The 24,162-nt window shown below is 63.7% G+C and carries 22 protein-coding genes; 9 read left to right on the top strand and 13 right to left on the bottom strand.

Going from position 1 to position 24,162, the window contains the following annotated elements; translation table 11 throughout:
- Positions 1–120: 120 nt before the first annotated feature.
- From CCC_RS14195 to CCC_RS14160, 8 genes are all read right to left on the bottom strand, one after another.
- Positions 121–471, bottom strand: coding sequence for a phasin family protein (locus CCC_RS14195; RefSeq protein WP_009871003.1), 351 nt, complete (start codon positions 469–471; stop codon positions 121–123).
- Positions 472–651: 180 nt separating this feature from the next.
- Positions 652–1,083, bottom strand: coding sequence for a CBS domain-containing protein (locus CCC_RS14190; RefSeq protein WP_009871004.1), 432 nt, complete (start codon positions 1,081–1,083; stop codon positions 652–654).
- A gap of 117 nt (positions 1,084–1,200) precedes the next feature.
- Positions 1,201–2,583 carry a phosphoglucomutase/phosphomannomutase PgmG gene (pgmG, locus tag CCC_RS14185; protein ID WP_009871005.1) on the bottom strand — a complete coding sequence of 461 codons (1,383 nt, stop codon included), beginning with the start codon at positions 2,581–2,583 and terminating at the stop codon, positions 1,201–1,203.
- A 1-nt stretch (position 2,584) separates the two neighbouring features.
- A complete protein-coding gene (locus CCC_RS14180) occupies positions 2,585–4,213 on the bottom strand; it encodes an alpha-D-glucose phosphate-specific phosphoglucomutase (RefSeq protein WP_009871006.1) in 1,629 nt (542 codons plus the stop codon).
- 124 nt (positions 4,214–4,337) lie between these two features.
- Entirely contained in the window at positions 4,338–5,645 is a 1,308-nt protein-coding gene (locus CCC_RS14175; RefSeq protein ID WP_041041928.1) for a UDP-glucose dehydrogenase family protein, read from the bottom strand.
- Between the two features lie 13 nt (positions 5,646–5,658).
- Positions 5,659–6,531 carry a UTP--glucose-1-phosphate uridylyltransferase GalU gene (galU, locus tag CCC_RS14170; RefSeq protein WP_041041926.1) on the bottom strand — a complete coding sequence of 291 codons (873 nt, stop codon included), beginning with the start codon at positions 6,529–6,531 and terminating at the stop codon, positions 5,659–5,661.
- 113 nt (positions 6,532–6,644) lie between these two features.
- Positions 6,645–7,133 (bottom strand): DnaJ domain-containing protein, encoded by a 489-nt coding sequence (locus CCC_RS14165; protein WP_009871010.1) that lies wholly within the window; start codon positions 7,131–7,133, stop codon positions 6,645–6,647.
- Positions 7,134–7,142: 9 nt separating this feature from the next.
- Complete coding sequence (locus CCC_RS14160) at positions 7,143–7,445, bottom strand: STAS domain-containing protein (RefSeq protein WP_009871011.1); 303 nt, start codon at positions 7,443–7,445, stop codon at positions 7,143–7,145.
- A gap of 185 nt (positions 7,446–7,630) precedes the next feature.
- On the opposite strand from CCC_RS14160, the gene CCC_RS14155 reads away from it, so the two are divergent.
- The 3 genes from CCC_RS14155 to CCC_RS14145 all read left to right on the top strand — a co-directional run bounded on the left by CCC_RS14155 (position 7,631) and on the right by CCC_RS14145 (position 11,211).
- Entirely contained in the window at positions 7,631–9,586 is a 1,956-nt protein-coding gene (locus CCC_RS14155; protein WP_041041924.1) for an acetoacetate--CoA ligase, read from the top strand.
- A gap of 63 nt (positions 9,587–9,649) precedes the next feature.
- Positions 9,650–10,420 carry a carbonic anhydrase gene (locus CCC_RS14150; RefSeq protein WP_041041922.1) on the top strand — a complete coding sequence of 257 codons (771 nt, stop codon included), beginning with the start codon at positions 9,650–9,652 and terminating at the stop codon, positions 10,418–10,420.
- Positions 10,421–10,428: 8 nt separating this feature from the next.
- Complete coding sequence (locus CCC_RS14145) at positions 10,429–11,211, top strand: hypothetical protein (protein WP_041041920.1); 783 nt, start codon at positions 10,429–10,431, stop codon at positions 11,209–11,211.
- Here CCC_RS14145 and CCC_RS14140 read toward each other — a convergent pair.
- A complete protein-coding gene (locus tag CCC_RS14140) occupies positions 11,208–11,840 on the bottom strand; it encodes a hypothetical protein (RefSeq protein ID WP_009871015.1) in 633 nt (210 codons plus the stop codon). The genes CCC_RS14145 and CCC_RS14140 overlap by 4 nt on opposite strands.
- 130 nt (positions 11,841–11,970) lie before the next feature.
- The gene (locus tag CCC_RS14135) at positions 11,971–12,819 is read right to left on the bottom strand and encodes a 23S rRNA (adenine(2030)-N(6))-methyltransferase RlmJ (protein WP_009871016.1); all 849 of its coding nucleotides are present in this window, start codon (positions 12,817–12,819) and stop codon (positions 11,971–11,973) included.
- A 441-nt stretch (positions 12,820–13,260) separates the two neighbouring features.
- On the opposite strand from CCC_RS14135, the gene CCC_RS14130 reads away from it, so the two are divergent.
- From CCC_RS14130 to CCC_RS14105, 6 genes are all read left to right on the top strand, one after another.
- On the top strand, positions 13,261–13,785 hold the full coding sequence (locus CCC_RS14130; RefSeq protein ID WP_041041918.1) for a PAS domain-containing protein: 525 nt from the start codon (positions 13,261–13,263) through the stop codon (positions 13,783–13,785).
- The gene (locus CCC_RS14125; RefSeq protein ID WP_041041916.1) at positions 13,763–15,073 is read left to right on the top strand and encodes a methyl-accepting chemotaxis protein; all 1,311 of its coding nucleotides are present in this window, start codon (positions 13,763–13,765) and stop codon (positions 15,071–15,073) included. Before CCC_RS14130 ends, CCC_RS14125 begins: the two co-directional genes overlap by 23 nt.
- A gap of 292 nt (positions 15,074–15,365) precedes the next feature.
- Entirely contained in the window at positions 15,366–16,382 is a 1,017-nt protein-coding gene (locus tag CCC_RS14120; protein ID WP_009871019.1) for an aspartate-semialdehyde dehydrogenase, read from the top strand.
- Positions 16,383–16,470: 88 nt separating this feature from the next.
- Positions 16,471–17,289, top strand: coding sequence for an ABC transporter ATP-binding protein (locus CCC_RS14115; RefSeq protein ID WP_009871020.1), 819 nt, complete (start codon positions 16,471–16,473; stop codon positions 17,287–17,289).
- Entirely contained in the window at positions 17,289–18,191 is a 903-nt protein-coding gene (locus tag CCC_RS14110; RefSeq protein WP_009871021.1) for a hydrogen peroxide-inducible genes activator, read from the top strand. The genes CCC_RS14115 and CCC_RS14110 overlap by 1 nt, the downstream gene beginning before the upstream one ends.
- A 49-nt stretch (positions 18,192–18,240) precedes the next feature.
- Positions 18,241–19,032 carry a class I SAM-dependent methyltransferase gene (locus CCC_RS14105; RefSeq protein WP_041041909.1) on the top strand — a complete coding sequence of 264 codons (792 nt, stop codon included), beginning with the start codon at positions 18,241–18,243 and terminating at the stop codon, positions 19,030–19,032.
- A gap of 399 nt (positions 19,033–19,431) precedes the next feature.
- On the opposite strand, the gene recA is transcribed toward CCC_RS14105, so the two are convergent.
- The 3 genes from recA to flhB form a co-directional block, all read right to left on the bottom strand.
- Positions 19,432–20,511, bottom strand: coding sequence for a recombinase RecA (gene recA, locus CCC_RS14100; RefSeq protein WP_041041907.1), 1,080 nt, complete (start codon positions 20,509–20,511; stop codon positions 19,432–19,434).
- Between the two features lie 209 nt (positions 20,512–20,720).
- Positions 20,721–23,105 carry a PAS domain-containing protein gene (locus CCC_RS14095; protein WP_009871024.1) on the bottom strand — a complete coding sequence of 795 codons (2,385 nt, stop codon included), beginning with the start codon at positions 23,103–23,105 and terminating at the stop codon, positions 20,721–20,723.
- Entirely contained in the window at positions 23,095–24,162 is a 1,068-nt protein-coding gene (gene flhB, locus CCC_RS14090; protein ID WP_041041903.1) for a flagellar biosynthesis protein FlhB, read from the bottom strand. Before flhB ends, CCC_RS14095 begins: the two co-directional genes overlap by 11 nt.

The following is a 24,162-nucleotide window of genomic DNA, read 5'->3' as shown; positions in this document are numbered from 1 at the left end:
CCGGAAGCAGCGGGATGGGGGGGAGAGCCCCGGACATTCAAAAGGGCGGCGGCGGGGTCTTATCCGATCCAGGTCCGTCGAAAGGTGGGAGGAACCTTGACGGACCCTTAAGGGATCGGATTAAGCGGCAACCTTGGTCAGCGCGGCGAAACGGGCCTGGATCGGCTCGACGGCGGCGGTGAGAGCAGAGGTCGACAGCTCGGCCAGCTTGCGGCCGTCGGCGATGGCGCTCTCGATGGACTCGCGGGCCAGCTTGCCCTGCAGGTCGGCGAACTCGGCCGGGCTCTTCACGGAGAACAGCGCCTTGACGGCGGCGTCAGCCTTCTTGACGTTCTCGGCGATCAGGGCCTGCTGAGCCTTGGCGATCTCTTCGAAGGCCTTGACGGTGGCGGCGCCCGACTTGGCGAAAGCGTCGGCATTGTCCTTGCCCAGGGAGACGAACTTCTCGAAACCGTCGATCTTGAAAGTCATGTGCGTGATCCTTATCAGAGGTGAGGCGCGTTGTGCGCTGCAACATGACGCCAATCTAACAGACCCATGCCGCAGCGCAACATAAATTTTGCACTGCAACATAACTGTCGTGCATGGGGGGGATGCAAAAAAGCAAACACCCCCGGAAACCTGAGTTTCCGGGGGTGTTCAGGGAATTTCTTACCGCGTGGCGGCGACGTCGCGCAGTACGTTCATTTCCATCTGGGCTTCGGTCAGGCGGAAATTGACCGCGTCGCCGATAGAGACGATACCGATCAGTTCGTCCTTTTCCAGCACCGGCAGGTGACGGATGCGGCGTTCGGTCATCACGCCCATGATGGTCTTGACACTGTCGCCGGGGGTGCAGGTGACCACCGGGCTGGACATGACGTTGCGCACCGGCATTTCCAGGGCGGCCTTGCCGTACTGGGCCAGGCCCTTGACGATGTCGCGCTCGGACAGCACGCCCTGCAGCTTGCCCTTGGCGTCGCAGACCACGGCCACACCGACCTTCTTGTTGGTCAGCAGCGCGGCGGCGTCGGCCACCGAATGCTCGGGGCGGATGGTGAAGACGACGCTGCCCTTGGTCTTCAGAATGGATTCGACGGACATAGCTGGTCCCCCTTCGTCGTTTGGATATTGACTATTGCAGTGGGGTGACCGGTCACAGACCCCCTACCTTCGAATGAGAACAGTCTGGAGCCGGATTCGAAGAAATTCAAGCCACCATCAGTAATGACCGAGACTCACCCCGCTGGCGGAAAGCTGGTCGGCCAGGGTCTGGCGCAGCGACTTGAGGCCCTCGGGGCTGGACGCCTCGCAGCGGGCCACCAGAACGGCCTGGGTGTTTGAGGCGCGCAACAGCCACCAGCCGTCCTTGGTGTCCACCCGCACGCCGTCGATGGCCGAGAAGGTGGCGCCCTCGGCCTCCAACCTTGCCTTGACCTCGGCGACCACGGCGAATTTGCGCTCCTCCGGGCAGTCGAAGCGCAGTTCCGGGGTGTTGACCATGTGGGGAAGTTTGTCGCGGCGCTGGCCGATGGTCATGTGGTCCCAACGCGCCACGATGCCCAGCAGGCGAATGGCGGCGTAAAGGGCATCGTCGAAGCCGTAATAGCGGTCGGCGAAAAAGATATGGCCGCTCATCTCGCCCGCCAGGGGCGCGCCGGTCTCGGCCATTTGGGTCTTGATCAGGGAATGGCCGGTGCGGCCCATGACGGCATTGCCGCCCATGCGCCGCACCTCGTCGAAGAACACCTTGGACGCCTTGACATCGGCGATGATGGTGGCGCCCGGCAGGGCCTTCAGCACATCCTCGGCCAGGATCACCAGGATCTGATCGCCATAGAGGATGCGGCCTTCCGCGTCCACCACGCCGATGCGGTCGCCGTCGCCGTCGAAGGCTAGCCCCAAATGGGCGGATTCGGTCAGCACCTTGTCTTGCAGCGCCACCAGATTATGGGGCTCGGTGGGGTCGGGATGGTGATTGGGGAAGTGGCCGTCGATCTCGCCGAACAGCACGGTATGGGTGCCGGGCAGGCGCTTGACCAGGGCGTGCAGCACTTCGCCGGTGGCGCCGTTGCCGCAATCCCAGACCACGCGTAAATCACGCAGGCCATCATAGTCCTGGGCCAGGCGGGAAACATATTCCTCGAACACCGAATCCTCGATGGCCTTGCCTTCGCCCGCCGCAAAGTCTCCGGCGCTGGCGATGGCGCCCAGGGACAAGATGTCGGGGCCGAAGAAAGGCTTGCCCGCCAGAACCATCTTGAAGCCGTTATGGTTGGGCGGATTGTGGCTGCCCGTCACCATGATGCCGCCATCGGCCTCCCTCACCTTGGCGGCGAAGTACAGCATGGGGGTGGGGCCACGCCCGATGCGCCGCACCGTGCAGCCCGCCGCCATCAATCCCTTGGTCAGCGCCTCGGCCATCTCTGGGCTGGACAGACGTCCGTCCCAGCCCAGCGCCACCACATGGCCGCCATTCCTGCGCACACGGGTGCCGAAAGCTTTGCCAATGGCTTCGGCATCGGCGGCGAACAGAGTCTCGCCCACGATGCCGCGGATGTCGTATTCGCGCAGGATGGTGGGGTGGAAAGTGTGGGAGGTCATGTCAGGTAATCACCGTCGGTTCCGTCCGCCCTGTCCTGGCCTCGATCTCGGCCAGATCGCGGGCGATCTTGATCAGGTCGGCCAGGGCTATCTGGGGATCAAGGTGGTGCTTGGAGGCATCGGGTTCAAAGCGCTCGATATAGACGCGGAGCGTGGCGCCCTCGGTGCCCGTGCCCGACAGGCGGAAGACCACGCGCGAGCCATCTTCGAACACGACGCGGATGCCTTGCTTCTTGGACACCGAGCCGTCCACCGGATCGGTATAGGAAAAGTCGTCGTTGAAGGCGACGGTATAGGCGCCCAGCTTTTGCCCCTTCAGCGAGAGCGAGCGCAGATGCTCCATCAGCCCCTCGGCGGCGGCCGAATCGATGCCCTCGTAATCGTGGCGGGAATAGACGTTGCGGCCATATTCCCTCCAATGCGCGGTGACGATGTCGGCGACGCTTTGCTTTCTGACGGCCAGCACGTTCAGCCAGGCCAGCACCGCCCACAGCCCGTCCTTTTCCCGCACATGGTCCGAGCCGGTGCCGAAGCTTTCCTCGCCGCAGAAGGTGGCAAGGCCCGCATCGAGAAGGGTGCCGAAGAATTTCCAGCCGGTGGGGGTCTCGAAAGACGGGATACCCAGTTTGGCGGCCACCCGGTCGGGGGCGGCGCTGGTGGGCATGGAGCGCGCGATGCCCTTCAATCCCTTGGCATAGCCGGGACACAGCGTGGCATTGGCGGCCAGCACGGCGAGCGAATCGGACGGCGTCACATAGAAGTCGCGGCCCAGGATCATGTTGCGGTCGCCGTCACCGTCGGATGCCGCGCCGAAATCGGGGGCGCCCGCTCCGGTCAAGGCCTCCACCAGATCATGGGCGTGGACCAGATTGGGGTCGGGATGGCCGTGGCCGAAGTCTTCCAAGGGCACACCGTTCATCACGGTGCCTTTGGGCGCGCCCAGACGGCGCTCCAGGATCTCGGTGGCATAGGGGCCGGTTACCGCGTGCATGGCGTCGAACTTCATGCGCAAGCCACCGGCGAAGGCGGCGCGGATGGCGCCGAAATCGAACAGGCTTTCCATCAGTTCGGCGTAATCGGCCACGGGGTCGAAGACCTGGACCTCCATGCCGTCCAGAGTGCGGCTGCCCAGGCTGTCCAGATCCACATCCGCCGCCTCGGTGATCTTGTAGGACGTGATCACCTCGGTACGGGCATAGATGGCTTCGGTGATGGACTCGGGCGCCGGGCCGCCAGCCGGGATGTTGTACTTGATGCCGAAATCCTCATCCGGGCCGCCGGGATTATGGCTGGCCGACAAGATGATGCCGCCGAAGGTCTGGTATTTGCGGATGACGCAGGATGCCGCCGGGGTGGACAGGATGCCGCCCTGGCCCACCATCACTTTGCCAAAGCCGTTGGCGGCGGCCATCTTCAGGATGGTCTGGATGGCGGTGCGGTTGTGATAGCGCCCGTCGCCGCCCACCACCAGGGTCTTGCCGGTCACCTCCCCGATGGAATCGAACACCGCCTGGACGAAGTTTTCCAGATAGTGGGGTTGGGCGAAGACCTTGACCTTCTTGCGCAGCCCCGACGTGCCGGGCTTTTGGCCGGAAAAGGGGGTGGTGACGATCGTCTTTGCTGCGGCCATGGCGCTGGGCTCCCTCCCGACAAAACTGCTTCGCCGTTGATGGCCGATGGCGGGGCGGGTGTCAATGTCCTCAAATGAGAAAGGCCGGGACAGAGCCCGGCCTTTTCCCAAACGGTGAGAAACGCTACGGCCGCCCGATGCTGGTATAGGCAAAGCCCATCTCGGTCATTTCCGATGGTTCGTAGACGTTGCGCAGGTCGACGATGCTGGGCTGGGCCAGCAGGGACTTGACCTTCTTGAAGTCCAGCGCGCGGAACTCGTTCCACTCGGTGATGATCACCGTGCAATGGGCGCCCGGCATGGTGGCATAGGCGTCCTTGCAGTATTCGACACCGGCGGGAAGCAGCTTCTTGGCCTCTTCCATGCCCTCGGGGTCGAAGGCCTTGACCACGGCTCCGGCCTCCATCAGGGCGGCGACGATGTCGATGGAGGGCGAATCGCGCATGTCGTCGGTATTGGGCTTGAAGGTCAGGCCCAGCACCGAAACCGTCTTGCCCTTTACCGAACCGCCACAGGCGGCGACGACGCGTTCGGCCATCTGCTTTTTGCGGGCCTCGTTGACGGCGACCACGGTCTCGACGATGCGCAAGGGCGCGTCATAATCCCGCGCGGTCTTGACCAGGGCCAGGGTGTCCTTGGGGAAGCACGACCCGCCATAGCCGGGGCCGGGATGCAGGAACTTCTTGCCGATGCGGCCATCGAGGCCGATGCCCTTGGCCACGTCGTGGACGTTGGCGCCCACCTTCTCGCACAGATCGGCGATCTCGTTGATGAAGGTGATCTTGGTGGCCAGGAAGGTGTTGCCAGCGTATTTGATCAGCTCGGAGGTGCGGCGCGAGGTGAAGGCGATGGGCGTCTCGATCAGGTAGAGGACCCGATAGAGCTGCTTCATCACCTTGCGGGCCTTTTCAGACTCGGTGCCGATGACCACGCGGTCGGGCCGCATGAAGTCATTGATGGCCGAGCCTTCGCGCAGGAATTCCGGGTTGGAGACCACGTCGAACTGGGCGTCGGGGCGGCGCGCGCGGATGATGCGCTCCACCTCGTCACCGGTGCCCACCGGCACAGTGGACTTGGTCACCACCACGGTATAGCCGGTCATGGCGTCGGCGATTTCCTCGGCCGCGGCGTAGACATAGGAGAGGTCGGCATGGCCGTCGCCGCGGCGCGATGGCGTTCCCACCGCGATGAACACCGCGTCGGCGTCCTTGACCGCCGCTTTCAGGTCGGTGGTGAAAGACAGGCGCCCGGCCTCCACATTGGCGGCAACCATATCGTCCAGGCCCGGCTCGTAGATGGGCATGATGTTCTGGTGCAGCTTTTCGATTTTGCCAGCGTCCTTGTCGACGCAAACCACGTCGATGCCGAATTCCGAGAAGCAGGTTCCCGACACCAGGCCCACATAGCCGGTGCCGATCATTGCAATGCGCATGACGCTTTCGTCCTTAGCCGTGAAAACGGGTGATCAGGTCGCGGGCGGCCTCGGCCATGTCGTCGCGGGCCAGGGCGAAGGCCAGATTGGCTTCCAGCCAGCCCACCTTGTCGCCGCAATCGAACCGGGCGCCTTCGAAACGCAACCCGTGGAAGGGAACCATGCCGATGGTCTGGCTGATGGCGTCGGTCAGCTGGATTTCGCCACCAGCGCCTTTCTCCTTCTTGTCCAGCACATCGAACACCGCCGGATGCAGGATATAGCGGCCGATGATGGACAGCGTCGAGGGCGCCACTTCCGGGTCGGGCTTTTCCACCAGACCCTTGGCGCGGGCCAGGCGGCCGTTGTCGTGTTCCACGTCCAGAATGCCGTAGCGCTTGGTGTGTTCGCGGGGCACGTCGGAGACGGCGACCACATGGCCACCCACTTCGGTGTGCACGGCGGCCATTTGCTTCAGGCAGGCGGTCTTGGACAGGATCAGATCATCGGGCAGCAATACGGCGAAGGGCTCATCGGCCACCAGATCGCGGGCGCACCACACAGCGTGGCCCAGGCCCAGGGGCTCGGACTGGCGCGTATAGGAGATCTGGCCCGACTTGGGCATCCAGGAGGTCACCGCCTCCACCAGATCGAACTTGCCGCGATCCTTGAGGATGCGCTCCAACTCGGGGTTATGGTCGAAATGGTCTTCCAGCGCGTTCTTGCCGCGGCCGGTAACGAAGATGAAATGCTCGCAGCCAGCCGCCGCCGCTTCCTCGACCGCGTACTGGATCAGCGGCTTGTCCACCACGGGCAGCATTTCCTTGGGCATCGCCTTGGTGGCGGGCAGGAAACGGGTGCCCATGCCACCCACGGGGAACACGGCCTTGCGGACTCGACGAGTCATCGAACACTCCTGAATGCTTTGTCTCGACCACCCGGCGCGTTATTCGCGCCTCGTCATGGCCGCGGCAGTTTTGCCATGCCCGCGTGACGGAAGCAACGGTTAGAGCGCTTTTTTCAACCCAGCAGAACGTCGCGGGCCTGATTGAGCCGCGCCGCGATCCAGGTGGAGCCGCCCGCATCCGGGTGGGCGCTGCGCATCAGGCGGCGATGGGCCTCCTGGATCTCTTCGGGGCTGGCTCCGGGAGGGATGCCCAGAACCTCGTAGGCCTGGGCGCGGCTCATGGCCGTGTCGGCGGGAGGCTGCGGCGGCGGGGGTGGTGTTTGCCCCGAAGGGGCGTCGCGGCCGGTCATGCGTTTTACCGACTGCCACATCTGGTGCAGACGCAATGCCCGGCCGATCCAGGGCGACAGACCGGCGGCGATGGCGGCCAGTCCGGCCAGCTTTCCGGTCACAACCAGAAGAATGCCGCCCAGCACCAGCGCGGCCAGGACGGCGGCAATCAGCGCTTTGCGGGCTTTGTCGGGAGAGGCCTTGCGCCACCAGTGCCAGCCCCACCAAAGGGCGAACCCCCCTCCGACGAGCAGAAGCAGACGCAGGATCATGGATGTGGGCTATTCGAAATCGAAGCTGGAATCGCCGTCGGTCAGCTCGAACAGACGCCGGACATTTCCCGCCGCGCCACGCAAGGTCAGACGACGGCCCTTGCCGATAATCTCGTCCTTGGCCAGATGAAGCATGCCCAATCCGACGGAATCCACTCGCCCCACCTTGACCAGATCGAAGATCACCCGCGACGCCTTGATGGAATTGAGGTCGGTGATCAGTCCGTTCATCTGGGCGGTGACGGTGTAGTCCATGGTCCCGTCGAGGCGCACGGTCAGGGTGTCGTCCTGGTGGGAAATGGAGATGTCCATGTGAAACCTGAATTCCTCAATTGCCTGCGGGGCGAGTATGCTACGACTTCGTCTGCGCCTCCAGGGATTCATTGAAGCAAAATGTGTCTTGGACGCCAGGGCTCTGGGGTAGCCCACTGGATCGCGCTTGGCGCGGGCGGGTCTTCGCGGTAGAAACGAACGGCTGATCGTAAGGTGGAGGAACCATGTCCGTAATGCTGTGGCAGCCGTCGAAGGAGCGTGCCGAGGGCTCGGCGCTGGCCCGGTTCATGGGCCAGGCTGATTCCCGCTTTCAGGTCGGGGCACGCGATTACGCGGCGTTGTGGCGTTGGTCGGTGGACCGGCCCGATCAGTTCTGGTCGCTGATGTGGGACGAGGCGGGGATCATCGGCGATGGTCCGGGCGCTGTCGTGGTTGACGATGCCGCCCGCATGCCGGGCGCCAAGTGGTTCCCCGAGGCGGGTCTGAATTTCGCCGAGAACCTGATGCGGCGCAGCGATGCGGGCGACGCCATGGTCTTCTGGGGCGAGGACAAGGTGAAGCGGCGGCTGTCCTTCGCCGATCTTCACGCCCTGGTCTCGCGCATCCAGCAGGCGCTGAAATCCGTTGGAGTGGGCCAAGGCGACCGGGTGGCGGGCTATATGCCCAATATGCCGGAATCCGTGGCCTTCATGCTGGCGGCGGCGTCACTGGGCGCCATCTGGTCCTCGGCCTCCCCCGATTTCGGCGTCCAGGGCGTGCTGGACCGCTTCGGCCAGATTGGCCCCAAGGTTCTGGTGGCGGCGGAAGGTTATTTCTATTCGGGCAAGTCCCACGACTGTCTGGAAAAGCTGGCGGCCATCGTGCCGGGCATCGCCTCGCTGGAGGCGGTGGTGGTGGTGCCCTATACCCGCGAGGCGGCCGATATTTCCGCCGTGGCCAAGGCGGTGCATCTGGGCGACTTCCTGGCGCCGTTCGCCCCCAAGGCGGTGGAGTTCCTCCGTCTGCCTTTCGATCATCCCCTTTACATCATGTATTCCTCGGGGACTACGGGCGCGCCCAAATGCATCGTCCACTCGGCGGGCGGCGCGCTGATTCAGCAATTGAAGGAACACCGTCTGCATTGCGACGTGCGCCGTGACGACCGGGTCTTCTACTTCACCACTTGCGGCTGGATGATGTGGAACTGGCTGGTGGCGGGGCTGGGAGCCGAGGCCACCTTGCTGCTTTACGACGGCAATCCCAGCCATCTGGGCGGCAATATCTTGTTCGACTTCGCCGATGCCGAGGGCATGACCCTGTTCGGCACCTCGGCCAAGTGGATCGACGCCATCGCCAAGGCCGGGCTGGAGCCCATCAAGACCCACTCCCTGGCCACGGTGCGCACCATCTGTTCCACCGGCTCGGTCCTGGCGCCCGAGGGCTTCGACTATATCTACGCCAAGGTGAAGGCCGATGTGCAGTTGGCCTCCATCTCGGGCGGTACCGACATCATCTCGTGTTTCATGCTGGGCAATCCGCTGGCGCCGGTCTATCGCGGCGAGATCCAGGCGCGCGGCCTTGGCATGAAGGTGGAGGTCTTCGACGAGAACGGGGCCTCGCTGGACGGCGCCAAGGGTGAATTGGTCTGTACCAAGGCCTTCCCCTCCATGCCGGTGGGGTTCTGGAACGACCATGACGGGGACAAGTACAAGGCCGCCTATTTCGAGAAGTTCCCCGGAATCTGGACCCATGGCGACTGGGTCGAGCTTAACGCCCAGACCGGCGGCATCATCGTCTTCGGCCGGTCCGACGCCACGCTCAATCCCGGCGGCGTGCGCATCGGCACCGCCGAGATCTACCGCCAGGTGGAACAGATCGACGATGTGCTGGAAAGTCTGGTGATCGGCCAGGACTGGCAGGCCGATGTGCGCGTCGTGCTGTTCGTGCGGCTGCGCGACGGGGTGAAGCTTACTCCCGAGCTGGAGGCGCGCATCAAGAAGCGCATCAAGGACAACACCACGCCGCGCCATGTTCCGGCAAAGATTGTGCAGGTGGCCGATATCCCACGCACCAAATCGGGAAAGATCGTCGAACTGGCGGTGCGCGACGTGGTCCATGGCCGCGCCGTCAAGAACAAGGAGGCCCTGGCCAACCCGGAGGCGCTGGACCTGTTCACCGGACGCCGCGAGCTTGACGAGTGATGGACGGCGGGCCGATTCGGCGATAGCCTTTCCATCCGAGTGTGTTTGATGGGAGGGGCTGTGATGGATCGTCGTTCATTCCTCAAGGGGGCCAGTGGTGCCGCCTGCCTGTGCGGCGCCTGCGGCGGGTCTATTGCCGAAGCGGTGGCGTCCGAGGGTGCCCACTGGGCCTATGAGGGACATGGCGGGCCCAAGGAATGGGGCATGCTGTCGCCGGAATACGCCGCCTGTTCCATGGGGCGCGAACAGTCGCCCGTCGATCTTTCCAAGCCCATCGCCGCCATCATCGGCGATCCCTTGACCGCTTGGCGGCCCATTCCCCTTCGGGTCCAGAACAACGGCCACACCATTCAGGTCGATTGCGCGGGCGGTGGCAGCTTGATGCTGGACGGCAAGTCCTATGACCTGCTGCAATTCCACTTCCACCATCCCAGCGAACATACGGTGGATGGCGCTTTCTTCGACATGGAATGCCACTTCGTCCACAAGGCGGCCGATGGCGGGCTGGCCGTTCTGGGCGTTATGATCGCCAAGGGTGCCGCCAATCCGGCGCTGGAAGCCATCTGGCAGGTGATGCCCGCCAAGGGGGGCGAAACCGCCACGGGCACGTCCATGCTTGACGCCTCCATGCTGCTGCCCAAGGACCCGGTCACCTTCCGCTATGCCGGATCGCTGACCACGCCGCCCTGTTCCGAGGTGGTGCAGTGGGTGGTGTATCGTCAGGCCGTTACCGCCTCGGCCGAGCAGTTGGCCGCTTTCGCCAAGCTGTTTCCCAACAACGCCCGCCCGGTTCAGCCGCTCAATCGCCGCAAGCTGCTGCTCGACGTGATGTGAGGTGAGTGATGACCCATCGGCTTTCACTCTCCGTCCTGTCGCTCGGCGCTCTCGCTGTGCTGGGGGGCTGTGCCTCCACGGTCCAGCCCGCGGTGGGGACCTGGTATAACGGCACCTGGATCGTTACCGACGCCTTCCCCTCGGGGGTGGTGTCCGATAGCGCTTCCGCCCCGCGCGGTCAGGCGGTGTCCATGGAGGCCGGCCGGGCCGGTGACGCCGCGGGCCGGGTCTGTGCCTCGCCGGTCTATCTGCAAGATCAGGCTCCGCTGTCGATCGTGATCGGAGCCGCTGCCCCCGATTGGCCGGGCGTGGCCGACAAGGTGGCGGTGCTGAGGGTGGAGTGCGACGGCAAGCCCCTCGCCACCTATGCGGCCATGAACGACGGCGCACTGGTGACCCGCTATGGCGCTTGGATCTTGCGGCTGGAGCGAGGCGAGAAGCTGGCCGCCAATCCGGCGCCCATGATGGCGGAACCGGCCGCTCCGCCCATGGCGGTTGCGCCCGTTCCCGCTCCGGTGGCGGCTCCGCCTCCGCCGCCCGAGGCCCCACGCAAGCTGGTCTATCTGGCGTCTTACAAGACGGAAGCCTGGGCCAAAAAGGGTTGGGGCATCCTGGCCGAGCGTTCGGGCACTCTCAAGGCATCCGAGCCGGTCATGAAATCCGTCGATCTCAAGGGGAAGGGCAAGTTCGTGCGCCTGTTCGCCGGAGCCAAGGACGATGCCGGGGCCAAGCTCATCTGCAAGGAATTGGGCAAAACCATCGCCGAATGCGGCGTGACCGGGCGCGATTAGAATCGGTAGCCCAGACCCGCGCCGAGCGACAGGCCGGTTCCAGAGGATTCGGTGCCGTTGCTGCGGTTGGCTCCGGCCATGCCGCCGACGCTGAAGGACGGGCTGACCTGATGGATCAGGCTGAGCGACATGTTGATTTCGGTGCCGGTTCCGGCGCGATAGGGATCGGCCAGGGTCAGGGAGGGCTGCTGGGTATTGGGGCTGATGCGGCTCACCCCCAGGGCGAGGGCCGCCCGGCTGTCGTTGCCCAGCACTCCGCCGCCCCATGAGGCCGCCAGATTGGCGCCTCTGGAAAGGCCGTCGCTGCGTAGCGACGAGGACAACTGGGATGACGCGCCGCCATAGGCCACATAGCCGCCCACCGCCAGCGGACTTCCCGGCAGGCCGAAGGCCAGCGGATGACCGGACAGGCCCGCGGACGGACCCGACAGGGTTCCCACCGACAGCTTGCCCGATGAGGCCAGGGGCAATTGAGTCTCGCCCAGACCGAAGACCGGCGTCTCGGCACGCGCGCCGCCGCCGCCGGGAACCAGCCGCGCGGTCGGGGACAATTCCGCCGAATCCGCCGATCCCACCGCCCACAAGGGCAGCGCCAGAATGGCAAACAGGGCGGATCTCGCGGATGTCATGGCCGAAACGGGAGAAGGTGTATCGCTTCGGTAAGATATAAGTGCGCGGCAGCCCGGGGGGAAGCCCCCGAAGCGACCGCGGATTTGATTCTTTCGAAGTGTTGCAGTTCTGCACTGCAATATCGGGGGGTTACCCGAGGGTCTTCTCGGCGATCACCTGCCGGACGGTCGAGAATCCGGTCGCGGGCGCCATGATGGAGGCCAGCCAGGGCAGCAGCCGTTCGAGGCTTTCCCGCAATTGCCAGGGCGGATTGATGATCAGCAGGCCGCTGCCGTTCAGCTTGAACGGGTCCTGTGCCGGCCGCAGCAGCAATTCGGCGGCCAGGGATTCCGGCCCTCCATCATCGGCGACGGCCTGAAGAAAGCCATCCACCGGCTCGCGTCCCTTGATGGGATACCAGGCGAGAATGATGCCGGTGGGCCACAGCTTGCGTGTGCGGCGCAATGCTGCCAGCAGGCGGTCGAACTCGTTCTTGACCTCGAAGGGCGGGTCCATCAGCACCAGCCCCCGGCGCTCGAGGGGAGGCAGCAATCCCTTGGCGGCGGTATAGCCGTCCAGATGGTGGACCCCCACCCGGCGGTCGCCGTGAAAGCGGGCGCGCAATGTCTCCACATCCTCGGGATGCAGTTCCACCAGGGCCATGCGGTCCTGGGGGCGCATCAGGCCGCGGACCAGTTCCGGCGAGCCGGGATAGCGACGGAGCGATCCGCCCGAATTCCACCCGCGCACCACGGCCAGATAGGGTTCCAGATCGGCTGGCGGCTGGTCGGCGTCAAGAACGCGGGCGATGCCGTTCAGGTATTCGCCAGTCTTGTCGGCCTGGGGGGCTTCCAGATCATAGGCGCCGATCCCCGCATGGGTGTCGAGAGCGAAGAACGGTGTGTCCTTGCGCTTCAGGCTGGCGATGACCAGGGCCAGGACGGCGTGCTTCATCACATCGGCGAAGTTTCCGGCATGGAAGGCGTGGCGGTAGTTCATTCCCGGCTCTCTTGGGGGGGACGCAGGCGGCGCGAGCATAGGGATGTGGCGCCAGGACGCAAAGGAAAAGCGACGGGCGTGGCGGGTTCTAAAGTTTGAATTATTTTAAATAAAACACCCGAATGGGTGGGGATGGTGGGCGATTTCCCGCTCCCTCCAGAGTTTAGGCCGCACTGGCATTCAATGGTATTTGGGTGGGGTGGCGAGTATGGAAGGGGAAGGAGCGGTTTCCAATGTCAAGAATCTGTAAGGATCGCTGCCTATGCAACCCTGCATGGCGTTACATTTCGACATATTCTTGTCCATGCTTTTGACACATTCTTATTCATAGTATCTAAACTGATTTGGGGTAATATCCGTACAGGATTGTTCCGGGGTGTTGGGTCGGGACGTCCATGATGCGGGTAGCTGCCCGGCGCTCTGACGAAGTGGGGAAATGTCATGTCGCGTCCTGGTGTTTACTTGTCCGGGGTCGAGCGTATGTTCGGCGCGGATGAAATCATTGTCAGCAAGACCGATACCAAAGGGCGGATCATCTACGCCAATGAGGTCTTTCTGCGGATGGCTGGCTTTTCCGAGGCCGAGATCCTTAATCAGCCGCACAGCATCATCCGTCATCCGGATATGCCGCGCTGCGTCTTCAAACTGTTGTGGGACACCATCGAGGCTGGCAAGGAAATCTTCGCCTATGTGAAGAACCGTTCCAAGAACGGCGATCATTATTGGGTTCTGGCCCATGTGACGCCCACCTTCGACAAGTCGGGCAAGATCGTCAGTTATCATTCCAACCGCCGTGTCCCCCGGCGCGACGCGGTGGAGAAGGCCGAGGCTCTCTATAAGGATCTGCTGGCCATCGAAAATGGTCATTCCGACCGCAAGGTGGGCATGGAAGCCGCCTTCCAGGCCGTTGTCGCCAAACTGCAAGGCGCGGGAGTGCCCTACGATGAATTCGTCTTCTCTCTCTAGGGCCTTGGCCGCCGCCGTCCTGTCGGCGGTGCTGTGCGGCATCGGCGCGGTAATCGCGCTCAGCCGAGGGACCCTGCTCGATGCCGGGGCCATCGGGCTGGCTGCCTTGGGGGCACTGGCTGCGCTGTTCTATCTCAACCGCGCGCGGGCCTCCATCCACCGGGCTTGCACCATTCTGGCCGAGGCCGGGGCCGGGCGTCTGGACGTGCGTGTGGTGGGGATCACTGAAGGCGGTGTCCTCGGCCAGCTGGACAAAGCGGTCAACCGCCTTCTCGATTTGACCGAGGCCTTCACCAAGGAGGCTGACGCTGCCATGACGCTGACCTCGGAAGGGCGTTATTTCCGCCACATCCTCACCGATGGCCTGGTGGGCGAATTCGCCGACCACGCCCGCCTGATCAACCAGGCGCTGAGCGAAATGGAAAAGCGTGCCCAGGCCTTCAGCGCCGAGGCCACCGGCGTGGGCAACACCATCAAGCATGTGACCCAGGTCGTGGCCTCCACCGCCACGGAACTGGAAGCCACCGCCCAGCAGATGTCCGATATCGCGTCCCAGACCAGCGAACAATCCACCCGCGTCGCCGGTGCGGCCGAGGACGCCTATTCCCATGTGGAATCCGTGGCCGCCGCCGCCGAGCAGGTGTCGTCGGGTATCCGCGACGTGGCTTCGCGCATCCAGGAATCGGCCCGCATGGCCCAGGAGACGGTGCGCGTCGCCACCGAGACCGACGAGGCCATCAACGGTCTCAATGTGGCGGCCCAGAAGATCGGCGAAGTGGTCAGCCTGATCACCGAGATCGCCGCCCAGACCAATCTTCTGGCGCTCAACGCCACTATCGAGGCGGCTCGGGCGGGCGAGGCGGGCAAGGGCTTCGCCGTGGTGGCCAACGAGGTCAAGCATCTGGCCAACCAGACGGCGCGGGCCACCGACGAAATTTCCAGCCAGATCAACGGCATGCGTCAGGCAACCGGCCAGGCCGTGGATGCGGTGCGCAATATTGCGGGCAAGATCCGCGAGATCAACGACAACGCCACCGGCATTGCCGCCACGACCGAGCAGCAAAGCGCGGCGGTGGCCGAAATGAGTCGGTCCATCCGCACCGTCGCCGCCGACGTGCAGACCGTGGCCGACACTATCGGCGAAGTGGCGTCGACGGCGGGCACCGCCACCGACGCCGCCGGTCAGGTGCTGATCGCTGCCGGTGATTTGGCCAGCCGTACGGTCAGCATGAACGACGATATCGACGCCTTCATCTCGCGGGTATGCTCGGGCATCAAGGGGAGCTGAGGCTCCCCACCCCTTTCCCCTTGCGCGGCGCAACGGCTTCCGTTAATGCTACGCCTTCCGATGGAGGACGTGATGTTCGTCTGCTTGTCCAAGGCAAACGGTTCCCACGCCCGGGGTTTCGCCCCGGCGGCGGCCTTCGTCACTACTAAAACCGGCACCACCAAGACCGCTTGAGCGGGCCGGTTCGTCACGATCGTACGAAAAAGGCCCGCGGCAAGTTTCCCGCGGGCCTTTTCGCATGCGAAAAAGCGCCAGGGATTGCAGGGGCTCCTGGAGACACGGAGAAGAGAAGATGGGTTACAAGGTTGCTGTGATCGGCGCTACGGGCAATGTGGGCCGGGCGATGCTGCAAATTCTGGCGGATCGCAAGTTCCCTGCCGATGAGGTCGTCGCCCTGGCCAGCGAGCGCTCGGTGGGCCGTGAGGTCTCCTTCGGGGACAAGGTACTGAAGTGCAAGGATCTGGCCACGTTCGACTTCAAGGGCTGCGATATCGCCTTGTCGTCGCCGGGCGCCAAGGTCTCCGCCCTGCACAGCCCGCGCGCCGCCGCCGCTGGCTGTGTGGTGATTGACAATACCTCGCACTTCCGCATGGAGCCCGACGTGCCCCTGGTGGTGCCCGAGGTCAACCCGGAAGCCATCGCCCAGTACAAGAAGCGCGGCATCATCGCCAATCCCAATTGCTCCACCATTCAGATGGTGGTTGCGTTGAAGCCGCTGCACAAGCTGGGCAAGATCAAGCGCGTGGTCGTCTCCACCTACCAGTCGGTGTCGGGCGCCGGTAAGGAAGGCATGGACGAACTTTACGACCAGACAAAGGGCATTCTGGTCCATGACGCCATCAAGCCGCAGAAGTTTCCCAAGCAGATCGCCTTCAACCTGATTCCTCAGATCGACGTCTTCATGGATGACGGCTCGACCAAGGAAGAGTGGAAGATGGTGGTGGAGACCGCCAAGATCCTCGATCCCGATATCTCGGTGACCGCGACTTGCGTGCGCGTGCCGGTCTTCGTCAGCCATTCGGAATCCATCAATGTGGAATTCGAGCGCCCCGTCAGCGTGGCCGAGGCCACCAAGGCCCTGCGCGAGGCCGAGGGCGTGGTGGTGATGGATACCCGCGAGCCGGGCGGCTATATCACGCCGCTCGACACCACCGGCGAAGACCCGGTCTATATCAGCCGCATCCGCAAGGACCCGACGGTCAAGAACGGCCTGAACTTCTGGTGCGTGGCCGACAACCTGCGTAAGGGCGCGGCCTTGAACGCCGTGCAGATCGCCGAGGTTCTCATCCGCGATTACCTGAAGAAGTAATTCCCTTCAGGTCCTGGTTTTGCGACGGCCACTCCTGCGAAGGGGTGGCCGTTTGCCGTTTCAGGCCCGGCGGTCTATCCTGTTTTTCATGAGTGACGCCTGCGCATCCCCCCTGGAGATTCGGATCGAGGGCCTGACCAAGGCCTTCGACGGGCACGAGGTGCTGTGTGGCGTGGATCTCGAAATCACCGCCGGGGCTTTCATCGCCGTGGTGGGGGGATCGGGGTGCGGCAAGAGCGTGTTGCTCAATCATATTCTTGGCCTGATGCAGCCCGATTCCGGTCGGGTCCTGGTCGCCGATCCTGACCGTGGCGACGGAACCTTGCTCGACCTTGCCGCCCTGGACGCTGACCGCATGGCCGATATCCATGTGCATTGGGGCGTGGTGTTTCAGCGCAACGCCCTGTTCTCCGGCACGGTTCTCGACAATATCGGCTTGTGGCTGGAAGAAATCGGCCATCAAAGCGAAGACGCGATCGCGGCCACGGCTGGCCGGGTGCTGGCGGCGGTGGGCCTGCCCTCCTCGCCGGATTTTCTGGCCGAGCGGGTGGAAGCCCTTTCGGGTGGCATGGCCAAGCGCATCGCCATCGCCCGCGCCCTGGCCATGGAGCCGCGTTGCCTGTTCTTCGACGAGCCGACCACCGGTCTCGACCCCGTAACCGCCTCGCAGATTCAGGACCTGCTGCAATCCACTCATGTGGATGACCGCGATGGGCGGGCGCGCACCACCATCGTGGTCACCCATGACAAGGATCTGCTCTGCCGGTTGCGGCCCAGAGTGGTGATGCTGCATCAGGGCCGCGTGTCCTTCGATGGTCCGTTCGAGGCCTTCGAATCCTCACGCTCGCCCATCATCCGTCCCTATTTTGAATTGATGCCCGTGTTGCATCAAAGAGGTCCTTCCTGATGGCGGCCCATCTGCCCACCTTGCGGCAATTGCGCTATCTGGTGGCTCTGGCCGAGCATCGCCATTTCGGTCGGGCCGCCGAGGCCTGCTTTGCGACCCAAAGCACTTTGTCGGCTGGTTTGCAGGAACTGGAAAGCCTGTTGGGCGCCACTTTGGTGGAGCGGACCAAGCGCAAGGTGCTGATGACGCCCTTGGGCGAAGAGGTGGTGGCCCGTGCCCGTGACCTTCTGCGCGGTGCAGAGGATTTGGCCGATCTGGCACGGGCACATGGCAAACCACTCTGTGGGCGTTTGCGGTTGGGGGTCATTCCCACCATCGCTCCCTTCCTGCTGCCCCGCGCCCTGTCCGGTCTGCGCGCCCAGTATCCCGATCTCAGGCTGGAACTGCGCGAGGATCTTACCGCGCGGCTCTTGGATCGGCTGGTCGCTGGCGAACTCGACGCCGCCGTTCTGGCGCTTCCCTATGATGCGCCCGAGATGGAGATGGCGGCCCTGGCGACGGATCCTTTCGTTCTGGCCTGTCCACCCACCCATCCCCTGGCCGAGCGTGAGATGGTAAGCGGCGCCGATCTGGCCCAGGTGGATCTGTTGCTGCTGGAAGAGGGGCATTGCTTGCGCGAGCATGCTCTGGCTGCCTGTTCCCTGCCTGCCCCCAGGAGGGGAGAGGGCGTGATGGGTACCAGTCTTGGCACCCTGGTGCAGATGGTGGCCTCGGGCATGGGGGTCACCTTGTTGCCACGTCTTGCGGTCGAGGCCGGGATTCTGGCCGGAACAGATCTGGTGACCCGCCCCCTGGCCATGGGCGGTTCTCGTCTCTTGGGTTTGGCCTGGCGTAGATCCAGTGCCAGAAAAGACGAATACCGTCTTCTGGGCCAGGTTCTTTTCCAGATTGACAGGCCATGACGGATCCCGCCTTTTTGGCTTTCGCGATGTTCGAGTGAGTGAGGTTGATATGTCCATTCTGCCCCGGTTGATGAAGGCATATAAGGACCAGGGACTGATGCCGCTGACCGGTTATTCACCAGCGCATTTCGGCGGTTTTCCGGATGCTCACTTCACTTGCTTTATCAATCCTGACAAGACGATCGTGGGCGTTATGGGGCTTGCCTTGCAGGAGCTGATGTTCATGGAGCCCTTGGGTGCCATGTTGTCGCCCAAGAATATTCTGGTGATTGGTAATGCTCTTGGGTGGAGCACGATTGCTTTGGGCATGATTTTTCCGCACGCGCGTATCGTCTCCATTGATCCTAATCAGGACGGTAACGCCCTTACCAACCGGATTGCCCGGGCGTGTGGGCTTAATATCAAAGCTGAAGCAGGATTCTCCCCAGGGGATGTTGAACTCATGGCCGTCAGACATCTGGGTGGGAAGGTGGATCTTTTCCTTATCGATGCCATCCACAGTAATGAGGCTGTAATCGTTGATTTTAGCGCGTGCAGGACGGTGGCCGCAGAGGATGCCGTTTATATTTTCCACGATGTGATTAATTGCGGCCTCGTGGATGCCATCAATCATATTCGCAGGTCGAGCGGGTTGACCACCCAGGTCCTGACCCGCACACCCTCGGGCATGGCCGTTGCCTATGGCACCGTGCCTCAAGAGGTTGCCGAATATGTGGCTTGTTTCACCGATGATAATCTCAATGCGTATCGGGCCTATCGTACCGCAGCCATGGAAGCCCATGGCAAACTGGCCACAGCAACCAGTTTGGACCCGTTGGGCGAACATATCGCAAAGTTGTAGGAGGTTGGGCGCTGGACCGACGGATCTAGAGCGATGAACGTCAAATCTGGCGCACACCGCGATTAGCCGCCATTGAAGGCGGCGGCCAAGCGGCCGGAAGGCCGGGCTAATATCAAATCCCGGTGATCGGAACCGATCACCGGGATCGCCCTCATTCGGCGGACAGGCGCTGCGCGCCTTTACCTTCCGCGCCATAAGGCGCGCGGCCCCTTGGGCCTATCCAAATCCCGATGAGTCCTGCTTATCGAGATTTGGCGTAAGGCAGAGGGACAAACATCAAACAGACCATCGTGCGTCATGTTTGACGCGCGATGGTCTAATTGCCTGACAAAAGTGCTCTCAGCACTCGGGCCACCCGCATTGCCGCGGGTGGCCCTGTGGTTTTCGCACCCGCGAGGGTTATTCCTCGACCGGCGTGCCGTCCAGGTCGCCGGGACCGGCGGCCAGGGCCTCGGAGATGAGGCCGGCATTCTGGCGGATGGCGCCTTCGATCTCGGCGGCCATGGCCGGATTGTCGCGCAGGAACTGCTTGGCGTTCTCGCGGCCCTGGCCGATGCGGGTGGAGTTGTAGGAGAACCAGGCCCCCGATTTCTCCACCACATTGGCCTTGACGCCCAGATCGATGAGCTCGCCCATCTTGGAGATGCCTTCGCCATACATGATGTCGAAGTCCACCACCTTGAACGGCGGAGCCAGCTTGTTCTTCACCACCTTGACGCGGGTCTGGTTGCCCACGACCTCGTCCCTGTCCTTGATGGCGCCGACCCGGCGGATCTCCATGCGCACCGAGGCGTAGAACTTGAGCGCGTTGCCGCCGGTGGTGGTCTCGGGATTGCCGAACATCACGCCGATCTTCATGCGGATCTGGTTGATGAAGATGACGATGGTTTTGGACTTGGATACCGAACCGGTCAGCTTGCGCAGCGCCTGGCTCATCAGGCGGGCGTGCAGGCCCATATGGTTGTCGCCCATCTCGCCTTCCAGCTCGGCGCGGGGCACCAATGCGGCCACCGAATCCACCACCAGAACGTCCACGGCGCCGGAGCGTACCAGGGTGTCGGCGATTTCCAGGGCCTGCTCGCCAGCGTCGGGCTGGCTGATCAGCAGCTCGTCCAGGGCGACGCCCAGCTTACGGGCATAGGAGGGGTCAAGCGCGTGTTCGGCATCGACGAAGGCGCAGGTGCCGCCCTTCTTCTGCGCCTCGGCGATGATGTGCAGCGCCAGGGTGGTCTTGCCCGAGCTTTCCGGGCCATAGACCTCGATGATACGGCCGCGCGGAACGCCGCCGATGCCGAGCGCCACATCAAGGCCCAGGGATCCGGTGGAGACCACTTCGGTCTCGACCACCTGATCCTTGCCGCCCAGCTTCATGATGGAGCCCTTGCCGAATGCCCGCTCGATCTGGCTGACGGCAGCTTCCAAAGCCTTCTGTCTATCCATGGTATCCTTGTCCACGAGACGCAATGCAGCCTGAGACATGGCCGTTCCCCTTCATCTATCCCGAACCGGGCGGTTCCGCAATGAGGAATACCGTACACGAACGAGAGGAGAACGCAAGGGGAATTGTTCGCGTTTGTTCTAATTCGGTTCTGGCGTCGTCGCCCGAGGGTAAGAGGGTGAGGGGCGGGGTCCAGGGGCCCTTGCCCCTGGCTGGGGTGCGCGGGCGCCTCTGCTGTTCCACCCTGACGTCACCCCTCGTCCATCACCTGTTTCACCGCCCCCGCCAATTGCTTCAGCGAGAAGGGTTTAGGCAGGAAGTGGATTCCGGCATCGGGGTCGATGCCGTCGCGGGCGACGTCTTCGGAATAGCCGGAGATGAGGATCACCTTGATGGCGGGGCGTTCCATACGGACAAAGCGGGCCAGCGTCACGCCGTCCATGCCGGGCATGACCACGTCGGAGATGAGGACTTCGATGGGCTCGCCGCCGTTCAGGACCTCCATGGCCTGTTCGCCGGATCGGGCTTCGATGACGGTATAGCCTTTGTTCCTGAGGGCGCGGGCACCGAACAGGCGGACGGCGTCCTCGTCTTCCACCAGTAAAATGGTTCCCGAGCCGGTAAGGTCGGTTCCGACGGCTTCCGATTGCACCGGTGCGCGTTTGGTCTCGGCGGCCGGGTCGGCGTCGATGCGGGGCAGATAGATGGAGAAGATGGTGCCCTGGCCGGGCTCTGACTCCACGAAGATGAAGCCATCGGTCTGGCGCACGATGCCATAGACGGTGGACAGGCCCAGGCCAGTTCCGGCGCCCACTTCCTTGGTGGAGAAGAAGGGCTCGAAGATGCGGGCCAGGTTTTCCTTGCCGATGCCGGTGCCGGTATCGGCCACCTCGATCTGCACATAGTCTCCGGCGGGCATCAGTTCGGGGCCGCGCTGGACGGGCTGGTCCACATGGACGGTGTTGGTGCGGATGGTCAGCGCGCCGCCGCCCGGCATGGCGTCCCTGGCATTGACGGCGAGGTTGATGATGACCTGATCGAACTGGCCGGGATCCACGCGCACCAGGCCTAGGGCGCGGCCATGGACCATGCGCAGTTCGATGGTCTCGCCCAGCAGGCGGCGCAGCAGGTTGGAGAGCTCCGCCAGGGCGTCGGTGACGTTGAGCAGGCGGGGCTGCAGCGCCTGCCGGCGCGAAAAGGCCAGCAATTGGCGCACCAGGGAGGCGGCGCGGTTGGCGTTCTGCTTGACCTGCATGATATCGGCGAAGCTGGGATCGCCCGCGCCGTGGCGCTGCAGCAGCAGGTCGCAAAAGCCGATCATGGCGGTCAGCAGATTATTGAAATCATGGGCCACGCCGCCGGCCAACTGCCCCATGGCCTGCATCTTCTGGCTCTGGGCGAACTGCATTTCCAGGTTGCGTTGCTCGGTGGCGTCGATGAAGTGGATGACCAGACCGGAAATCTCGCCGTCTTCGTGGCTGGGGCTGACGAAAAGCTGGGCGATGAGGTTGCGCCGCCCTTTCAGGCGCACTTCCAGATGAGTGCCGGGGGTAGAGCCCGCGATCACCTTGCCCAATTGCTCGGAAGCCGCCGCGCGGTTCTCCTCGGCCACCACGTCAATGACGGGGCGCCCGATCATGTCGTCGCGGTCGATGCCCAGCATGGCCTGAAGCGCCAGATTGCACGCCCCCACGCCGCCGTCCAGATCCACCAGGGCGATGCCCACGGGCGCGTCGTCGAACAGCCAGCGGAAGCGGCGCTCGGCGGCGCGCAGCGCCTTTTCCCATTGCTGTTCCGGCACCAGATCGCGCACGACGACGGAGCGGGTGAACATCTCGCCGCCCTCGTCGAAGACCGAATGGGCGACCAGGGCCTGGAACACCTCGCCCGAGCGGCCGCGCAGGCGCAACTCGGCCCGTTCCTCTTCCGGGTTGGGGACGATTCCGAAGACATCAGCCAGATTGTGGCCGACGATCTCGTCGCCGCTCTTGCCCAGCCATTCGGCCAGACGCTGGTTGACATAACGCACCGTGCCATCGGCATCGGCCGAGTAGCAGCCCACCGGCAGCAGGTCGACGAAGTCGGACAGAAGCTCGTTTTCGCGCCGCAAGGTCTCTTCGATGGCGCGGCGGGCGCTGACATCCTCGGCGATCCAGGCCACGGCCTGGGGCGTGCCCGCCGGGCGGACCTCCAGGGTGAACCATTCGCGTCCGCCCCCCGCCGAGACCAGACTGACCTCGGTGCGCCGGGGCGCGCCCACGGACGCCGCGGCGTCGAGACGCTCCATCTCGGCCAGGGCGCGGTCGTCATCGGCGGCCAGGGATTTGAGCGGGGCCAGGGGATCGGAGGCCGGTCCCAGCAGGCGGCGCGCCGCCTGATTGCGGTAAAGCTCGGCACCAATGCTGGCGACCACCAGAACCGCGCGGCTTTCCGAATCCAGCGCTCCGGCCAGGATTGCGGCATCTCCGGCCGGGCGGCGCGCGCCGAGCAGCAGTTTCCCCCCAGACAACGCCGCCACCAGGGCGGCCGCCGCGATGGCTGGCCAGCCAGCCTCGGCCACGCCCAGCACGGCGGTTCCGGCCACCGAGGCGGCCAGGCAGAGAACCAGCGGAGAGGCAATGGCGTCAGTGCGCAAGTTCACCCTTCAGCTTCATGACGTAACCGATGATTTCCGCCACGGTCTTGTAGTGTTCGGGCGGGATTTCCTCGTCCAGTTCCACCGTGGCGTAAAGCGCGCGGGCGAGCGGCGGATTCTCGACGATGGGCACTTCATTCTCGGTGGCCAGATCGCGGATGCGTTTGGCGATCAGATCCACGCCCTTGGCCACCAGGACGGGCGCGCCCATGGAATCCTGGTCGTATTGCAGCGCCACCGCGTAGTGAGTCGGGTTGGTCACCACTACGCTGGCCTTGGGCACGGCGGCCATCATGCGCTGGCGGGCGCGCTGCATGCGCAATGCGCGCAGGCGGCCCTTGATCATGGGGTCGCCTTCGGTCTGCTTGTGCTCGTCCTTGATCTCCTGCTTGGTCATCTTCATCTGCTGATTGAAGGCCCAACGCTGGTAGAACCAGTCGGCGGCGGCCAGCACGAAGACCATCAGCACCACGATCATGATCATGGCGATCACCTGATGGCGCATATAGTCCAGCACGGCCATCAGGTCCAGCGCCGCTAGTCCGGCGTATTCGCTCATATGCGATTTCAGCACCAGGAAGATGACGAAGCCGATGGCGCTGACCTTGAACAGCGACTTGGCGAATTCGACCAGATTGCGGCCCGAGAAGATACGCGTGATGCCCTTCATGGGGCTCAGCTTGGAAAAATCCATGGTCAGCTTGTCGGGCAGGAACATCAGGCCGCTTTGCCCCATGGCCGAGACCAGGGCCAGAACCACCAGCATCATCATGGGCAAGACCAGAATCTTGAGCATATCCATGGTGATCATGCTCAGCAGATTCCCCACATCCGATTGTTCCATGGGGAAGGCGTGGGGATGCTCGATGAAGGGGAGCAGCAGGCGGCCCATGTCGCGGGCCATATAGGGAGCAAACAGGGTGATGATGACCAGGGCGCCCACCAGGCTGGCCCACATCTTCACTTCCTGGGAGGTGGGAATGTTGCCCTGCTCGCGGGCCTGGCTCAGTTTTCGGTCTGTTGGTTCTTCTGTTTTGTCGTCTGAGTCTTCGGCCAT

This window comes from Paramagnetospirillum magnetotacticum MS-1 (assembly GCF_000829825.1).
GTDB classification, from domain to species: Bacteria; Pseudomonadota; Alphaproteobacteria; order Rhodospirillales; family Magnetospirillaceae; genus Phaeospirillum; species Phaeospirillum magnetotacticum.
Note: the sequence above shows the minus strand (reverse complement) of the source record. Positions and strands in the feature narration are given on the sequence as shown.

Excerpts from the sequence above, each read along its gene's own strand:
- CCC_RS14195 (WP_009871003.1), bottom strand. The coding sequence starts at position 471 with ATGACTTTCAAGATCGACGGTTTCGAGAAGTTCGTCTCCCTGGGCAAG.
- CCC_RS14190 (WP_009871004.1), bottom strand. The coding sequence starts at position 1,083 with ATGTCCGTCGAATCCATTCTGAAGACCAAGGGCAGCGTCGTCTTCACC.
- pgmG (WP_009871005.1), bottom strand. The coding sequence starts at position 2,583 with ATGACCTCCCACACTTTCCACCCCACCATCCTGCGCGAATACGACATC.
- CCC_RS14180 (WP_009871006.1), bottom strand. The coding sequence starts at position 4,213 with ATGGCCGCAGCAAAGACGATCGTCACCACCCCCTTTTCCGGCCAAAAG.
- CCC_RS14175 (WP_041041928.1), bottom strand. The coding sequence starts at position 5,645 with ATGCGCATTGCAATGATCGGCACCGGCTATGTGGGCCTGGTGTCGGGA.
- galU (WP_041041926.1), bottom strand. The coding sequence starts at position 6,531 with ATGACTCGTCGAGTCCGCAAGGCCGTGTTCCCCGTGGGTGGCATGGGC.
- CCC_RS14165 (WP_009871010.1), bottom strand. The coding sequence starts at position 7,133 with ATGATCCTGCGTCTGCTTCTGCTCGTCGGAGGGGGGTTCGCCCTTTGG.
- CCC_RS14160 (WP_009871011.1), bottom strand. The coding sequence starts at position 7,445 with ATGGACATCTCCATTTCCCACCAGGACGACACCCTGACCGTGCGCCTC.
- CCC_RS14155 (WP_041041924.1), top strand. The coding sequence starts at position 7,631 with ATGTCCGTAATGCTGTGGCAGCCGTCGAAGGAGCGTGCCGAGGGCTCG.
- CCC_RS14150 (WP_041041922.1), top strand. The coding sequence starts at position 9,650 with ATGGATCGTCGTTCATTCCTCAAGGGGGCCAGTGGTGCCGCCTGCCTG.
- CCC_RS14145 (WP_041041920.1), top strand. The coding sequence starts at position 10,429 with ATGACCCATCGGCTTTCACTCTCCGTCCTGTCGCTCGGCGCTCTCGCT.
- CCC_RS14140 (WP_009871015.1), bottom strand. The coding sequence starts at position 11,840 with ATGACATCCGCGAGATCCGCCCTGTTTGCCATTCTGGCGCTGCCCTTG.
- CCC_RS14135 (WP_009871016.1), bottom strand. The coding sequence starts at position 12,819 with ATGAACTACCGCCACGCCTTCCATGCCGGAAACTTCGCCGATGTGATG.
- CCC_RS14130 (WP_041041918.1), top strand. The coding sequence starts at position 13,261 with ATGTCGCGTCCTGGTGTTTACTTGTCCGGGGTCGAGCGTATGTTCGGC.
- CCC_RS14125 (WP_041041916.1), top strand. The coding sequence starts at position 13,763 with ATGAATTCGTCTTCTCTCTCTAGGGCCTTGGCCGCCGCCGTCCTGTCG.
- CCC_RS14120 (WP_009871019.1), top strand. The coding sequence starts at position 15,366 with ATGGGTTACAAGGTTGCTGTGATCGGCGCTACGGGCAATGTGGGCCGG.
- CCC_RS14115 (WP_009871020.1), top strand. The coding sequence starts at position 16,471 with ATGAGTGACGCCTGCGCATCCCCCCTGGAGATTCGGATCGAGGGCCTG.
- CCC_RS14110 (WP_009871021.1), top strand. The coding sequence starts at position 17,289 with ATGGCGGCCCATCTGCCCACCTTGCGGCAATTGCGCTATCTGGTGGCT.
- CCC_RS14105 (WP_041041909.1), top strand. The coding sequence starts at position 18,241 with ATGTCCATTCTGCCCCGGTTGATGAAGGCATATAAGGACCAGGGACTG.
- recA (WP_041041907.1), bottom strand. The coding sequence starts at position 20,511 with ATGTCTCAGGCTGCATTGCGTCTCGTGGACAAGGATACCATGGATAGA.
- flhB (WP_041041903.1), bottom strand. The coding sequence starts at position 24,162 with ATGGCCGAAGACTCAGACGACAAAACAGAAGAACCAACAGACCGAAAA.